General features: G+C 62.4%; 17 protein-coding genes, 2 pseudogenes and 1 riboswitch. Of the genes and pseudogenes, 8 read left to right on the forward strand and 11 right to left on the reverse strand.

Features of this window, described 5'->3' with window-relative positions; genetic code table 11:
- Positions 1–73 precede the first annotated feature (73 nt).
- The 3 genes and pseudogenes from B7Y43_RS13195 to B7Y43_RS13205 form a co-directional block, all read left to right on the forward strand.
- Positions 74–742, forward strand: a pseudogene (locus B7Y43_RS13195) (cold-shock protein); the annotation flags it as partial.
- Between the two features lie 228 nt (positions 743–970).
- A pseudogene (locus tag B7Y43_RS13200) lies at positions 971–1,357 on the forward strand (GNAT family N-acetyltransferase); the annotation flags it as partial.
- Between the two features lie 76 nt (positions 1,358–1,433).
- Positions 1,434–2,105: an aspartate/glutamate racemase family protein gene (locus tag B7Y43_RS13205; protein ID WP_374132127.1), complete on the forward strand. Its 672-nt coding sequence runs from the start codon at positions 1,434–1,436 to the stop codon at positions 2,103–2,105.
- 86 nt (positions 2,106–2,191) lie between these two features.
- Here B7Y43_RS13205 and B7Y43_RS13210 read toward each other — a convergent pair whose 3' ends face one another.
- The 5 genes from B7Y43_RS13210 to B7Y43_RS13230 form a co-directional block, all read right to left on the reverse strand.
- Positions 2,192–3,784 (reverse strand): ATP-dependent DNA ligase, encoded by a 1,593-nt coding sequence (locus B7Y43_RS13210; RefSeq protein ID WP_374132128.1) that lies wholly within the window; start codon positions 3,782–3,784, stop codon positions 2,192–2,194.
- 10 nt (positions 3,785–3,794) lie between these two features.
- Positions 3,795–4,349: a DUF3833 family protein gene (locus B7Y43_RS13215; protein ID WP_374132129.1), complete on the reverse strand. Its 555-nt coding sequence runs from the start codon at positions 4,347–4,349 to the stop codon at positions 3,795–3,797.
- A gap of 92 nt (positions 4,350–4,441) precedes the next feature.
- On the reverse strand, positions 4,442–5,134 hold the full coding sequence (locus B7Y43_RS13220) for a phytanoyl-CoA dioxygenase family protein (protein WP_374132130.1): 693 nt from the start codon (positions 5,132–5,134) through the stop codon (positions 4,442–4,444).
- A gap of 110 nt (positions 5,135–5,244) precedes the next feature.
- On the reverse strand, positions 5,245–5,658 hold the full coding sequence (locus B7Y43_RS13225) for a VOC family protein (protein ID WP_374132131.1): 414 nt from the start codon (positions 5,656–5,658) through the stop codon (positions 5,245–5,247).
- A 25-nt stretch (positions 5,659–5,683) separates the two neighbouring features.
- Positions 5,684–6,535, reverse strand: a complete 852-nt coding sequence (locus B7Y43_RS13230) for a hypothetical protein (RefSeq protein WP_374132132.1) — start codon at positions 6,533–6,535, stop codon at positions 5,684–5,686.
- Between the two features lie 287 nt (positions 6,536–6,822).
- On the opposite strand from B7Y43_RS13230, the gene B7Y43_RS13235 reads away from it, so the two are divergent.
- From B7Y43_RS13235 to B7Y43_RS13245, 3 genes are read left to right on the forward strand one after another with little or no spacing between them, the layout of a single operon-like run.
- Positions 6,823–7,335, forward strand: a complete 513-nt coding sequence (locus B7Y43_RS13235; RefSeq protein WP_374132133.1) for a hypothetical protein — start codon at positions 6,823–6,825, stop codon at positions 7,333–7,335.
- A gap of 49 nt (positions 7,336–7,384) precedes the next feature.
- Positions 7,385–7,648 (forward strand): type II toxin-antitoxin system ParD family antitoxin, encoded by a 264-nt coding sequence (locus tag B7Y43_RS13240; protein ID WP_374132134.1) that lies wholly within the window; start codon positions 7,385–7,387, stop codon positions 7,646–7,648.
- The gene (locus B7Y43_RS13245; RefSeq protein ID WP_374132135.1) at positions 7,638–7,925 is read left to right on the forward strand and encodes a type II toxin-antitoxin system RelE/ParE family toxin; all 288 of its coding nucleotides are present in this window, start codon (positions 7,638–7,640) and stop codon (positions 7,923–7,925) included. The genes B7Y43_RS13240 and B7Y43_RS13245 overlap by 11 nt, the downstream gene beginning before the upstream one ends.
- Here B7Y43_RS13245 and B7Y43_RS13250 read toward each other — a convergent pair.
- A complete protein-coding gene (locus tag B7Y43_RS13250; protein ID WP_294101948.1) occupies positions 7,868–8,551 on the reverse strand; it encodes a Fic family protein in 684 nt (227 codons plus the stop codon). The two genes, B7Y43_RS13245 and B7Y43_RS13250, sit on opposite strands and share 58 nt — an antisense overlap.
- Complete coding sequence (locus tag B7Y43_RS13255) at positions 8,548–8,724, reverse strand: hypothetical protein (RefSeq protein WP_374132136.1); 177 nt, start codon at positions 8,722–8,724, stop codon at positions 8,548–8,550. The genes B7Y43_RS13250 and B7Y43_RS13255 overlap by 4 nt, the downstream gene beginning before the upstream one ends.
- Positions 8,725–8,766: 42 nt before the next feature.
- On the opposite strand from B7Y43_RS13255, the gene B7Y43_RS13260 reads away from it, so the two are divergent.
- Positions 8,767–8,976 (forward strand): type II toxin-antitoxin system RelE/ParE family toxin, encoded by a 210-nt coding sequence (locus B7Y43_RS13260; RefSeq protein ID WP_374132137.1) that lies wholly within the window; start codon positions 8,767–8,769, stop codon positions 8,974–8,976.
- A 34-nt stretch (positions 8,977–9,010) separates the two neighbouring features.
- On the opposite strand, the gene B7Y43_RS13265 is transcribed toward B7Y43_RS13260, so the two are convergent.
- The 4 genes from B7Y43_RS13265 to thiC are packed head-to-tail and all read right to left on the reverse strand — an operon-like array spanning position 9,011 to position 12,160.
- Positions 9,011–9,733, reverse strand: a complete 723-nt coding sequence (locus B7Y43_RS13265; RefSeq protein ID WP_374132138.1) for a hypothetical protein — start codon at positions 9,731–9,733, stop codon at positions 9,011–9,013.
- Positions 9,734–9,735: 2 nt separating this feature from the next.
- On the reverse strand, positions 9,736–9,927 hold the full coding sequence (locus B7Y43_RS13270; RefSeq protein WP_374132139.1) for a hypothetical protein: 192 nt from the start codon (positions 9,925–9,927) through the stop codon (positions 9,736–9,738).
- Between the two features lie 23 nt (positions 9,928–9,950).
- On the reverse strand, positions 9,951–10,274 hold the full coding sequence (locus B7Y43_RS13275) for a DUF2834 domain-containing protein (RefSeq protein WP_374132140.1): 324 nt from the start codon (positions 10,272–10,274) through the stop codon (positions 9,951–9,953).
- 2 nt (positions 10,275–10,276) lie between these two features.
- A complete protein-coding gene (gene thiC / locus B7Y43_RS13280) occupies positions 10,277–12,160 on the reverse strand; it encodes a phosphomethylpyrimidine synthase ThiC (RefSeq protein WP_374132141.1) in 1,884 nt (627 codons plus the stop codon).
- Positions 12,161–12,215: 55 nt separating this feature from the next.
- Positions 12,216–12,327, reverse strand: a riboswitch (TPP riboswitch).
- 108 nt (positions 12,328–12,435) lie between these two features.
- Between thiC and B7Y43_RS13285 the strand changes: the two genes are divergently transcribed.
- Positions 12,436–13,344, forward strand: coding sequence for a hypothetical protein (locus tag B7Y43_RS13285; RefSeq protein WP_374132142.1), 909 nt, complete (start codon positions 12,436–12,438; stop codon positions 13,342–13,344).
- The last annotated feature ends 56 nt before the right edge of the window (positions 13,345–13,400 follow it).

The raw sequence follows: 13,400 nt of genomic DNA on the forward strand, positions 1-13,400 counted from the left end.
GGAGACCTGCGTTTGTCGTCCGACGCTCGGGTTCTTGCATCAATTACGGGCGAACCGGGAAGACGAACAGGGCATGAGTTTCGATAAAGGGCGCCGCGGGGATCGCGGCGGGCGCGGCAAAGACAAGCGCGATGGTTTTGGCGAAGGCGGTTTCGACAGCGGCTTTGGTGGCGGTGACCGATTCGGTGGTGGCGGTGATCGCTTTGGCGGTGGCGGCGATCGCTTCGGTGGCGGTGGCGATCGCTTCGGCGGCGGCGGCGGTGGGTTCCGCAGCGGCGGCGGCGGCGGCTTTGGCGGCCCCGGTGGCGGTGGCGGCGGTCGCGGCATGCCCCCCCAGGTTGTTGGGGAAGGCACCGGCGTCGTCAAATTCTTCAACGGGCAAAAGGGCTTTGGCTTTGTTGTTCGCGATGATGGCGGCGAAGATGTGTTCGTGCACATCAGTGCTGTCGAGCAGGCCGGGCTGACCGGTCTGGCCGAGGGTCAGCCCTTGGGCTTCACGCTCGTTGATCGTGGTGGCCGCATTTCGGCGACTGATTTGAAAATTGATGGCGAGCCAATGCCCGTCGAGGACCGCGGCCCGCCGCGCGATCGCGACGCTGGCCCGGGTGCCCCCCGTGGTGGTGCCGGCGGCGCCGGCGGTCCACAGCGCCAGCTGACCGGGGAAAAGGCAACCGGCACGGTCAAGTTCTTCAACGCGATGAAGGGCTTCGGCTTCATTCAGCGCGATGACGGCCAGCCCGATATAAGCCGTTCCGGCTTACGGATGACGACCAAAAACCCGGTGCGCAACCAGCGTGCCGGGTTTTTGCCTTTTTGGGGAAGCAACCGAATGACGATCGCGATTCGTCCGGCGACGTCGGGCGACCTACCCTTGCTGAGTGCGCTGATCGAGAGCGCCTATCGCGGGACGACGGCCCGCAGCGGATGGACGCATGAAGCTGACCTGCTTGGCGGGCAACGCACCGATCTTGACGCCCTTGCCGAATCGCTCGCCGACCCCAGCCATTGCCTGCTCGTCGCCAGCACGAGCGACCACCTGATCGGCTGTGTCGAGATCACCGACAAGGGATCAGGGCTGTGCTATCTCGGGTTGCTCTCGGTCTCCCCAGAGGGCCAGGCACAAGGCCTGGGCAAGCAGCTGATCGCTGCCGCCGAAGCCGAAGCGCAAACCCGCTTTGCCGCCAGCATCATGGAAATGACGGTCATCCGGCAACGGGCCGAGCTGATCGCCTTTTACCAACGCCGCGGCTACCAATTGACCGGCGAAGAACGCCCCTTCCCCTATGGCGATGAACGCTTCGGCCAGCCCCGCCGCGATGACCTGGGGTTCGTGGTGCTCGCGCGCGATCTCGCTTAGGCTGCCAAGATTGGCAGGTTTTGGCGGCCGGGCAGGATAATGGCGCCGCCTAAAATTGTGTTACCGGGAGATGCAGGTGCAGATCGGATTGATAGGCGGTATCGGCCCCGCTGCGCAGGACTATTATTGCCGACAATTGATCCGCCTTTTCGCCCAGGCTGAACGGTCCTTGGACATGACCATTGTCCATGCCGACACCCCAACGCTGTTGGCCAATTTGGCCGCTGATCGACGCATAGAACAGGCGGACATTTTCGCGAACTTGGCCGACCGGCTCGATCGGGCTGGCGCTGACCTTATCGGCGTAACATCAATCGCGGGCCATTTCTGCCGTCATGAATTCGCTGCGCGCTCCCCCCTGCCGGTGGTGGACATGATTGATGCGGTGGCGCACGATGTTGCAGAACATCGCTTTGAGAAGATTGGTATTTTAGGAACGCGTACCGTTATGGAATCGCGCTTCTATGACGGCCTTGCAAGCGTCGATGTCATATCACCACCGGGATCAGCGCTGGATGGCGTCCATGCGGCTTATGTCGAAATGGCCAAGACCGGCCGAGCAACAACAGCGCAGCGCGCCATTTTTCACGACGCGGCAACGCACATGATCAACACCTCGGGCGCCCAAGCAATCATGCTTGGCGGCACCGATCTTGCGCTTGCCTTCGATGCCGAAACTTGCCCCTTTCCGCTGGTGGATTGTGCGGCGATCCACGCCCGGGCGATCTTCAAAAAGGCGATTGGCTAAAGGCGCAACGCTGTTCACCAGCAATCCGGTCGTGAACGCCCTGCCTCGGGCACTGGCCGCCTATCACTTGTCGCCAACGCCAGCGATCACGTCACCAACCGCTTGAGCCCCGCCACCCTATCCGCCTCCGCTGCCGGCTTGTCGGTCCTGATCCGCGCGATGCGGGGAAAGCGCATCGCCACCCCTGATTTGTGCCGCTTTGACAAATGGATCGAATCAAACGCGATCTCCAGCACCAGCGTTTTTTCCACCTCGCGCACCGGCCCGAAGCGCGCCGTCGTGTGATCGCGCACAAATTTGTCGAGGAACTTCAGCTCTTGATCGGTGATGCCCGAATAGGCTTTTCCCACCGGCAGCAACTCGCCCTCCTCGGTCCAGCAGCCAAAGGTGAAGTCGGAATAGAAGGATGATCGCCGCCCGCTGCCGCGTTGCGCATACATCACCACGCAATCGGCGGTCAGCGGATCGCGTTTCCATTTATACCACAGGCCAGTCCGCCGCCCGGTGACATAGGGCGAATCGCGGCGTTTGAGCATCACCCCTTCGATCGCCGCATCGCGCGCGCCGTCACGAATCGCCTGCAGCGCAGCGAAATCATTGGCGTCGATAATCCGGCTGAGATCGAACCGGTCACCGTCCAGCGCGACAACAAACCGCTCCAACCGCGCGCGGCGGGCGTGCCAAGGCAGGTCGCGCAGATCAGTGGGCCCGTCGAACAGGATGTCATAGAGCCGGACAAAGGCAGGATAATCGGCCAGCATCCGTGCCGACACCGCCTTGCGCCCCAGCCGCTGCTGCAGCGCGTTGAAGCTCGCCGCCGCCCCGCCCTCGGCTGCGCTCCCCTGTGTATCGCCGCGCACCATCAGCTCGCCATCGACCATGCCGGGCGTCGCAAAGCCACGCGCGACATCGGGGAAGCTGGCGGTGATATCTTCCCCTGCCCGGCTATAAAGCCGCGTCTCACCGCCGACATGGACGATCTGCACGCGGATGCCATCCCATTTCCATTCGGCGACATACTCATCCAGGCTGAGCTGCTGATCCTCCAGCGGATGGGCGAGCATGAACGATCGGAACACCGGCAGATGGGTGGCGGTCGGTTGCGGCGCGCGCCCCTCTCCCCAGGCGAACAGCGGCGCATAGGGCGGCGACAGGCCATGCCACACCTCCTCCACCGCATCGACATCCAGCGCAAAAGCCTGGGCCAGCGCGGTCTTTGCCAGCCGGGCGGATACGCCAATCCGCAGCGCGCCCGTGGCCATTTTCAGCACGGCAAAGCGCTCCGTCGCGCTAAGCCGGTCGAGCATCGCCGCCAGCACCGCCGGCCCCTCTGCCCGGCTGGCACCGGCAAGGCTATCCACCACAGTGCCAAGCGTCAGCGGGGCCAGATCGGCTCGAGGGCCAGGCGGATCGGGCCAGAGCAGCGCCACTGTTTCCGCAGTATCGCCAACATAATCACGGCTCATCCGGTACAGCACCGGATCGACTCGCGCCTCGATCAGCGCCCGGATGATCGCGGGTTTCACCGCCGGCATATCGAGATTGCCGGTCAGCGCAGCCATCGCCCAACCGCGATCGGGATCGGGCACGGCGCGCAGATAATCAGCGATCAGCTTCAGCTTGGCATTGCGCGACGGCGTGTAGATCAGCGCATCGAGCAAGGCAGCGAAGGACCGCATCGCCAGTGACCTATGGACCGACCCGGGTGATGATTTCATCCAGCACCGCCACGGTGATCCCGAACTTACGCACCACCATCACATTATGCGCTGATTGTCCGTCGGGCCGCAGTGTCAGGAACTGCTTCGCCCGATACCCGCCCTTCATCGTGAAGCGCAGCACCAGCCGGTTGCCCCGCGTTACCCCGGTGACGCCACTGATCGCGTCGGACAGCGTGCCCGTGTAATGATCAGGTGCCGTTTCGCGGATGCGCCATTGGCGCTTCTTCGCTGGCTGGCCCGCTTCCTCGACCATCTGATCAAGCACCAAGCTGCCATCGGGCTCCAAATGGCCAGTGCCGTGCACCGCCACGGGATGGCGCGTGCGCAGGATGACCTTCACCGTCGCGCGCCCCTCTGTCTGCCCGGCAAAAAAGTCGGTCGCGGCAAAATGGGGGGCGGGCGCGACGCGTTCCAGGCGCGGCATCGCCACGCAGCCGCTGAGTAGCATCATGCCCAGCACCAAGAGGAGGCCCATGCTGCGGCGCTGCCCGCGCCCCGTCATCGCTGATGCTGCTGTCTTCATGCCGCCCGTCTTCGGCGGTTGGGGATCGCGCTGCAAGCAGATTAGCGCTGGGGTCAGCGTAGCGCAGGCGTGCAGGATCAGTGCCCCTCCCGCTAGCCGGGCAGCCGATCGTCCCCGCCAAAGATCTCGCGCATATCCATGCGGACGCCGCGAATCGCCTCGCTCTCGCGGTGCTGCGCCTGCAGCGCGGCCACGGCATAGGACAGCAGCAGCGACCGGCGCGGCGCACCGCTGGCATTGCTGGTCGCGCCGTGGAGAAGATCGGGATCGAAGATCAACACGTCCCCCGCTTCGCCGGTCAGTATCTGCGGCGCCACTGATTCGCTGGCATCCATGCGATGCGATCCGGGCACCAGCTGCGTGGCGCCATTATCCGGGCCATAGCGGTCCAGCCACACCATCGCCGCCATCAACTGCCCGTGAAGGCCCACGCCATCGCGGTGCAGCGGTTGCGGCATATTGCCCTGGCGGGGCGCGCGCCCCTCCACCTGCGACAGGAAGAACGGCGCTTTCAATCGGTGACGGACCGCATCGATCAGCGCGGGCAAGCGGCAGACGCGCTGGACATATGGGTCCAAATCAACCTGGGCATGGCACCAGTCCATCTGGCGCGGGACCGGCCATTGGTCGGACGCCAGTACCCCGGCATCGAACGCCGCGCGCAACCGAACGATCCAGTCGGCCGGGACAGCATGCCGCAGCAGCAAATAGCCCTGCGTATCGAGCTGCCGCAGCGCTGCCGGATCAATCCAGCAATCGGGAGTTGAGAAGGGCGCGGCAGGCATGGCGCAAGGATAGGTGGCGGCAAGCAGCCGGGCAAGCCGCTGCGCTTGGCGGACGACTGGCCAACACCGCTTCTTCTATGGCGTGCAGCCCGACGGCTGCAGCGGCCCGCTCAGTCGGTCTCGGCGGATGGGGTGAACTCGACCAGATCCCATAGATTCCCGTAAAGATCGGCAAACACCGCGACCGTCCCGTAATCATGGGTGGCGGGCGGGCGGACCCACTTTACTCCAGCGGCAGTAAAGGCAGCATAGTCGCGCGCGAAATCATCGGTGGCGAGGAACAGGAAGACGCGGCCGCCGGATTGGTTGCCAATGGCCGCCACTTGCTCGGGTGAGGTGGCGCGGGCGAGGAGGATGGTGGTGGCGTTATCGGGCGCGCCGGGCGGGCGGATGGTGACCCATCTTTTGTCCTGTTCGGGCTGGTATGTGTCCTCCACCAGCGTGAAGCCGAGCTTGGCCGTGTAGAAGGCAAGCGCTTCGTCATAATCGCGGACGACAAGGGCAATGTGGGCCAGATGGGGCATGGCCAGCCTATAACGCGACCGAGCGCTATTTGGCGATCACCCAGCGGCCATCGCGAAAGCGGTAGAGATGGGGCGAAATGCAGCGTTCCTGCGCCGCGCAATCATCGACCACCGCCTGTTTGAGGTCTTCCAAAGCGGGTCCATCCGGCACCTGCCCGACGAAAACGATATGATCAGCCACGACGGTCATGAACAGGGTTGGTCCCACCCGGGCGGCGAGCTTCTCCCACGCCGGCAGGTCAATCAGCAGGCTCGCGAGATAGTGCTGCTCCGGATAGCTAACCGCCGCTTTGCGCAGCGCGGCTGGCTTGGGCAGCGGCGGGAGGATCGCGCGGGTCTGCGCCTCGGCAAGCGCCCAGGCCCGATCAGCGGAGAGGCCGAGCTTCTTGAGCGCGAGATCGCCGACCACCGCGACCGTGTCCTCGCTATCGGCGGCGAGCACCGCGTAAAGATCGTCGCCGATCGGGCGATATTTCGCGATATCGCCCTTCTCCGGGAATTTCGCGGCATAGGCATCGATGAAATCCATATAATCGCGATCACGAACGACCAGGCGCAGGCTGGCGGGGGTGGGATCGGGATGGGGTCGCGACATTTTCATAACGAAATCGGCCTTCGATGCCGCGCAATCGGCAGCGCTGGCGGTGCGGCAATAGCCGACCAGCGTGTCCAGGTTGAACGCCCCTTCGGTCCCGTCGGCGCGCGTGAAAAGGATGGTGAGCGGCTGATCCGGATCGGCGGTGAGCGTCGCGCCCGGCATCGCCTTGGCAAAGCGCGCCATCATGTCGGCGCGAAAACCGCGGGGCCGGGCAGCGGCAACGGCGGCGCAAGCGGCACCAAGCGCCAGCAGTGCCAACAGGACGACCAACACACGCATGATACCCTCTTGAAATAGCCGGGCGAGTTTAGGGGCAATGCACTGCGGGGCAAGCGAATCGTGCCGAAATGGAGCTGGTTGTTGATTGATATTGCCCAATATTTTGGCCAATGACGGGCGATGTAGACGATCACCTATTCTGAGGCGCGCGACAATCTGAAGCGCCTGATGGACACGGCGGCGGCTTTGGACGTGCTCAGCTGCCGGGATCATTATTGAATGCGGTAAAGCCCGGCGCGATCGATCAGCACTTTGCGGTTTGCACGGGCGCGCGATAGTAGCGTGCCATGCGCAGCTCGACATACCGCACCCGCCTCCGCGCGTTCCAGGCCATGCGCGGCGATGATCCGCCGCCGGGTTTTATCGCTGATCTGGAATTTCTGGAAAATCGCGATCTCGACCTGTCGGTGCGGATCGGCGGGATGCTGGCGTTCAACGCGCTGATGGTAACGATCGGCACGCACCCGATTTCGGCGAGCCCGGGCGCGCCGCTCAGCGTCGATGCCGCCAGCCAGCCAGTGCTGACGATCGCGAGCCTGATCGGGGTCGCGCCGCTGATCGCCTCGAGCGTGCTGTGCCTGCGCGCGCTGCTGCTGGGCGAGGAATTCGACACCGACGGGCTGGAGGGCGACGGTGACGACGGCCCGGCGAAGCTGCAACGCCGCCTGTTCGCGGCCTTTGTCCATTCGATCGACGCGCAAAGCCGCCTGCTCCGCCAAGCCGTGGTGACGACGCTGATCGGCGGCACGCTGACGCTGATGGTGTGGGCGGCGATATTGGCGGACAAGATGGGACGGTAACGAAGGCGCCTCGTTGCCAAAGTTAGCGCAGAATCGTATAAGCGTTCCGATGGCCCAGATGAACATCTCCATCCCCGAAGCCCTGAAAAGCTGGGCCGAGGCCCGCGTCGCTGAGGGCAGCTACAGCAGCACCAGCGACTACGTCCGCGATCTGGTACGCCGCGACCGGGACTATGCAGAGAAACTGAAGGCGTTGCAGGCAGCGATCGATGTCGGTCGGGCGTCAGGGGTGAGTGAACGCGATCCGTTCGAATATCTCGAAGAACTGCGCGCCGGGCTACGTGCGCAAGGCGCGAGTGCTGATGCGGCTTGAACTAAGTCGCCAGGCGGAAAACGATCTGGCGGATATCCGGGATTACAGCGTCGAGCAATTCGAGCTCGCGCGCGCGATCGGCTATCTCGACGCTATCGAGCAAGGGTTCCGGCGGATCATGATCTATCCGGAAATTGGGATTGTCCATGATACGATCGGGTCACCGGTCAAGTCGCTCGCCTGCCACCGGCATCGGATTTTCTACGCGGTGGAGGACGGTCAGTGCAGCTTGCGGTCCTTGGCGGCACCAGCGTCGGGGTTCTTCGCATCGTCATAGGCGGACAGCAATTGGGTCGCCAGGTGGCTGTCTAACAGCTTTTCCAGCGCCGAAAGATCGAGCGCCCCCGCCTCAAGCGAAAGATCGGCGGCCTCAAGCGCCCGGTAATAAGGCAGCTTGTCCGCTGCGATCTGTTCGGGAACGGTTTCGTGGCCGGGCAACCGATAGCCGATCTTGGCGCACAGCACGAAATAGGCGAGCGCGCGCGACGTGCGGCCATTGCCGTCGGTGAACGGATGAATCCAGTTCAGCCGCCACATCACATAGGCGCACAGGTTAAGCGCCGAGCCATCGGCGAAGTTATCCATCACATGATCGCACATCTCGTCGATCAGGCTGGTGACGAGATGCGCGGGCGGCGGGACGTGCTTGCTCAGGCCGATCTCGATACTGCCGGGCCGGAAGTTCCCGGCATAGGCCGACAGGCCGTCGAGCACGATCCGGTGCAGATCGAGAATGGTCGAGGTGCGGATACGGAACGGACGACCGCCGCGCACGACATCGTCGATGAGATCGAGCACGCGATCGAACTGCGCAACGGCATTCTCGGATTCGCGGCGCGCCTGTTCAAGGGGATCGGTGATCAGCGCAGCCTCTTCGGCTTTGCTGTGCCGATCGTCGCTCAACCGTTGTGCTTCCCGATTTTCTCTGCCGCCTCGTCAACCATTTCGCGCGTGACCCGGTCATTTTCGATATGCGCATTGCCATAGGCGAAGCTGCGGCGCTGCGCCTCTGCCTCTGCTTCCGACATCGGCCGGTCGCGCGATGCGTCGATCAGCTTTTGCAGCCTCGCGTCCATGATCGTCTCTCCTGTAAAGCCTTGTTTGAGCAAAATGCAGCCATGGTCGTCAACGGGAATGCGATGGAATGGTGGCTGGCGGAGTCGCCGGTGGAGCACGCCCTCCGCACGCTGGGCAGCGCGCTGACCGGCGATTATGCGGGCTATTGGCGCTGGCGGATCGGCGACTATCGCGTAGTGGCGCGGGTGGAGGATGCGCGGATTGCGGTGCTGGTGGTGCGCCTGGCGAATCTGCGGGAGGTTTATCAGTGACGATCTGATGCGTTAGTAAACCAAGGAGATAAGTCTATATCGAGGACAGCACTTCTATGGTGTCCGGATCGGGTACACCGTACTCAAATCTTTCTACGGCGGACTTTGCAGATTTGGCAATCAGCGATATTTCTTTTCGGCGCTCGCTATCCGCATGAATTGTCATATTTCTAAGTGCCAGCGCGGCATGATAGAAGATAAAGGGATTTTCTATCACAAAACGCTCTTCAAGCCAATTGAGATCACCGAGCTGAGGTTCCATTTGCATCATGGCGACTGCTGCCAATCGACTGCCCGGTGATCCGGAGCCTTTATAAACATTAATCAGTTTCGAGGTAGAGGGAGCTAATGCTCTCATCTTAATCAAGATTTGAGTCATAGCTGATGTTCTTGCGTAGCCAGATGGCATCGTATTTCGGATTGTATCGTACTCAAGACAGATACGATCTAGCTGCTTTATCAATTGCTGTGAGCCGAAGTCGGTCGCTTGGCTTTCAATTTTGGCTGCGGTTCTGATCTGTTCAGGCGTGACCTCACCTTTGGACGACTCCAAATGCGGCAAGGATGCCACTTTTTCCAATTCGGCCTCAAGGGCGCCAATCTTAACGGTCTGGATTCGATCGAGAATCGAGGGAATTTTCGTCACTGCACTGCTGATTGGCTTTCGATAAGCCAATAGCACTGTCAGAAGTACAATTGGCCATGCCAAGGCCGCAATTATTGCGGCGATAGCCGTCAAAAATGCTGGAGTCGCCATTTCTATTTCTCCACTGGCAAGTAAATCTCCCCGCCCTCCGCTTTAAACCGAGCGCTCATCTCCTCCATCCCCTTGATCGCCGCCGCCTTGCTCGCCGCTGCAATCTCCGCGCTGGTCGGCCCGGTGGTGATGAAGCCTTCGACGCCCTGGTTTTGCCTGCCAGCGAAGTCCCGCACTTCCTGCGCGATCTTCATCGAGCAGAATCGCGGTTATGCCCTCACGTAGCTAACTGCCGCAACCGCATCAGCAAATACAGCGCGAACCCCACCGCCACGCCCGGCACCATGCCCAGCACGATGCAGACCCAGCCATGCCGGATGCCATGGGTATGCCGCTCGTACAGTATCCATGCCGACAGGATTACCCAGCAGGCAAGCGTGTCGGCGGAATAGCCGCTGGCGTAAGGGTTGACGAAGCCCGCCGCGAAGGCGCCGATCACGTCGGGGTGAGCGATCAGCGGGGGCGTTACGACCAAGGCGAACACCGCCAGAAAGGCGAGTGCGGCGGCGATGATCACCGCCTTGAACACCCCCGCCGCCATGGTCAGCCCTCAGCGGGCATGTAGAGATCGCCGCCCGCCCGGTATTTCTCGGCCATCTCTTCCATCCCCTTGATCGCCGCCGCCTTGCTCGCCGCTGCCGTCTCGGCGCCCGTCGGGCCGGTGGCGATGAAGCCTTCGACGCCCTGGTTCTGCTTGCCGGCGAAGTCGCGCACTTCCTGCGTGATCTTCATCGAGCAAAACTTCGGCCCACACATCGAACAGAAATGCGCGGTCTTGGCGCCTTCTGCGGGGAGGGTCTGGTCGTGATATTGCTCGGCCGTGTCGGGGTCGAGCGACAGGTTGAACTGGTCGCGCCAGCGGAATTCGAACCGCGCGCGGCTCAGCGCGTCGTCGCGCAGGCGGGCCGCCGGGTGGCCCTTCGCCAAATCCGCCGCGTGGGCGGCTAGCTTGTAGGTTACCACGCCGACCTTCACATCGTCGCGGTCGGGGAGACCCAGATGCTCCTTCGGCGTGACGTAGCAAAGCATCGCCGTGCCGTACCAGCCGATCATCGCCGCCCCGATGCCGCTGGTGATATGGTCATATCCCGGCGCGATGTCGGTCGTGAGCGGCCCGAGCGTGTAGAAGGGCGCTTCGCCGCAGACCTCCAGCTGCTTGTCCATATTCTCCTTGATCTTGTGCATCGGCACATGGCCGGGGCCTTCGATCATGACTTGCACGTCGTGCGCCCAGGCGCGGTGGGTGAGCTCGCCGAGCGTGTAGAGCTCGCTGAACTGCGCTTCGTCATTGGCATCGGCAATGCTGCCGGGGCGGAGACCATCGCCGAGCGAATAGGCGATGTCATAGGCCTTCATGATCTCGGTAATCTCGTCGAAGCGCTCGTAGAGGAAGCTCTCCTTATGATGCGCGAGGCACCATTTGGCCATGATGCTGCCGCCGCGGCTGACGATGCCGGTCACGCGCTTGGCCGTCATCGGGATGTAGGCGAGGCGGACGCCGGCATGGATCGTGAAATAATCAACGCCCTGTTCGGCCTGCTCGATCAGGGTATCGCGGAAGATTTCCCAGGTCAGGTCCTCAGCCACGCCGCCGACCTTTTCCAGCGCCTGATAGATCGGCACGGTGCCGATCGGGACGGGCGAGTTGCGGAGGATCCATTCGCGCGTGTCATGAATGTTGCGGCCAGTGGACAGGTCCATCACCGTGTCCGCGCCCCAGCGGATCGACCAGACCATCTTGTCGACTTCATTCGCCACGTCGCTGGCAACGGCGGAGTTGCCGATATTGGCGTTGATCTTGACGAGGAAATTGCGGCCGATCGCCATCGGTTCCGATTCGGGGTGGTTGATGTTGTTGGGGATGATCGCGCGGCCGCGCGCAACTTCATCGCGCACGAATTCGGGCGTGACATGATCGGGGATGCTCGCGCCAAAGCTCTGCCCGTCGCGGATCAGTGCTTCCTTGGCGGCGGCGCGGCCCATATTCTCACGGATCGCGACATATTCCATCTCGGGCGTGATGATGCCGCGGCGGGCATAGTGCATCTGGCTAACGTTCATGCCGGGCTTTGCGCGCAAGGGGCGCTTCACGACATTGGGGAATTGCGGCACGCCCGCCGATCGATCGGGACCGGTCAAGCCGTTATCCTCGGGCCGGGTTTCGCGCCCGTCATAGGATTCCACATCGCCGCGCGCGAGAATCCAGTCGCGGCGCAGATTGGGCAGGCCCGCTGCAATGTCGATATGCGCAGCCGGATCGGAATAGGGGCCAGACGTGTCGTAAACGCGCAGCGGCGGCTCACCGCACGATGGCTCCAGCATGATCTCGCGCATCGCGACGTTGAGCGGCCCGACATGCACTTTCCGCGATCCGCGAATGGGGCCAGTGGTCACGCCGATTTCGGTGCGGGCGGGGATGTCTGCCATTCAATTCGCTCCAAGCTATCGAAGGAGCTACGAACGATTGCGCCGATCAACAGGATCGGTCTCGCGCGCCACTTCCTCCGCCGGTGTCAGCCGGATCAGGTTCAGCGGGTCGGAGGCTGCCGCCTCCCTCTCAAGCGCAGCCAACAGCGCTTCCCCGGGGATATGGCGAGGATAGTGCGAAGAAATGAGATAGTCCAGCACGTGATCGCGCTCGACAAAATCGTAACAGGGTAACAAGATAGCAATTGTCGAAAAGCATTTTCCATGGAGGTGATATGATCGCTCGCCCGCAGTGGTCTGCCGCCCTGTCCGTGATCTCAATGGCGATGGTCATGGCGTCGCCAGTCTCGGGCCGGTCTGCGCCTGCGCAAACCGCCCTCCCTGGCCCGGCCAGCACCACCAGCACCGACGGCAATGACATCGTGGTCGAGGGTTCACGCAAAACCCTGCGAAACATGCTGAAACAGACGCTGGATAACGGCCCACAAAACCAACTAGCCCGGTATGCGGACGGGTTTTGCCCGCGCGTTGATGGCTTTCCCGAAGAATGGTCGCCGATTATCGAAACGGTCGTGCGCAACAATGCGGCCGAGGCTGGGGTGCAGGTGAAGAATGCCGGATGCCGGCCCAATGCGCTGATCCTCTTCACAGACCATCCGCAGCAATTGATGGTTGATCTCGACAAGGCTAGCCCCTCGCTTTTGGCTCATTTGTCGGCGGGGCAGCGGCAATTGCTCTTGGGCAAGAAGCGCGCCGTCTATTCCTCTCGGGTCGTCCAGCAAGTCGATCGCGAGGGCAATGCCATTAGCGACGGCATCTCCCGCAGTTTCGGAGCGACCCGGATATCGGCCAATGTCCGATCGGATATCCTGCTCTCGGTCGTCGTCATCGATATCAACCAATCGCCCGGTAAATCGCTGCGCCAGCTCGCGGATTTTGCGACAATGCACCTGCTGCTCAACCTCACGGTCAAAACACTGGACGAAGCGAACCCTTCTTCGGTCCTGTCGCTATTCATGCCACATGAAGGGATGGCGGTGCCGCAACGATTGTCTTTGATCGATCGCGCGACGCTCCACGGCCTCTATGTTCCCCGCAGCAACAACTTTACCGCACAAGAACAGCGTGAACGGATCATCGGCACCATCAAGAAGGGCTATCGCGCAATCGCGGCGGCGGAGTGAAGCAGCGGCGCTGCGCTGCTAAATACCGCAAAATAGCGCTTGGATTTCCGTTGACC

It is taken from the genome of Sphingomonas sp. 28-62-20 (genome assembly GCF_002281505.1).

Excerpts from the sequence above, each read along its gene's own strand:
- B7Y43_RS13235 (WP_374132133.1), top strand. The coding sequence starts at position 6,823 with ATGCGCAGCTCGACATACCGCACCCGCCTCCGCGCGTTCCAGGCCATG.
- B7Y43_RS13225 (WP_374132131.1), bottom strand. The coding sequence starts at position 5,658 with ATGCCCCATCTGGCCCACATTGCCCTTGTCGTCCGCGATTATGACGAA.
- B7Y43_RS13255 (WP_374132136.1), bottom strand. The coding sequence starts at position 8,724 with ATGGACGCGAGGCTGCAAAAGCTGATCGACGCATCGCGCGACCGGCCG.
- B7Y43_RS13270 (WP_374132139.1), bottom strand. The coding sequence starts at position 9,927 with ATGAAGATCGCGCAGGAAGTGCGGGACTTCGCTGGCAGGCAAAACCAG.
- B7Y43_RS13265 (WP_374132138.1), bottom strand. The coding sequence starts at position 9,733 with ATGGCGACTCCAGCATTTTTGACGGCTATCGCCGCAATAATTGCGGCC.
- thiC (WP_374132141.1), bottom strand. The coding sequence starts at position 12,160 with ATGGCAGACATCCCCGCCCGCACCGAAATCGGCGTGACCACTGGCCCC.
- B7Y43_RS13220 (WP_374132130.1), bottom strand. The coding sequence starts at position 5,134 with ATGCCTGCCGCGCCCTTCTCAACTCCCGATTGCTGGATTGATCCGGCA.
- B7Y43_RS13215 (WP_374132129.1), bottom strand. The coding sequence starts at position 4,349 with ATGAAGACAGCAGCATCAGCGATGACGGGGCGCGGGCAGCGCCGCAGC.
- B7Y43_RS13260 (WP_374132137.1), top strand. The coding sequence starts at position 8,767 with ATGGTCGTCAACGGGAATGCGATGGAATGGTGGCTGGCGGAGTCGCCG.
- B7Y43_RS13245 (WP_374132135.1), top strand. The coding sequence starts at position 7,638 with ATGCGGCTTGAACTAAGTCGCCAGGCGGAAAACGATCTGGCGGATATC.
- B7Y43_RS13240 (WP_374132134.1), top strand. The coding sequence starts at position 7,385 with ATGGCCCAGATGAACATCTCCATCCCCGAAGCCCTGAAAAGCTGGGCC.
- B7Y43_RS13210 (WP_374132128.1), bottom strand. The coding sequence starts at position 3,784 with ATGCGGTCCTTCGCTGCCTTGCTCGATGCGCTGATCTACACGCCGTCG.
- B7Y43_RS13275 (WP_374132140.1), bottom strand. The coding sequence starts at position 10,274 with ATGGCGGCGGGGGTGTTCAAGGCGGTGATCATCGCCGCCGCACTCGCC.
- B7Y43_RS13230 (WP_374132132.1), bottom strand. The coding sequence starts at position 6,535 with ATGCGTGTGTTGGTCGTCCTGTTGGCACTGCTGGCGCTTGGTGCCGCT.
- B7Y43_RS13285 (WP_374132142.1), top strand. The coding sequence starts at position 12,436 with ATGATCGCTCGCCCGCAGTGGTCTGCCGCCCTGTCCGTGATCTCAATG.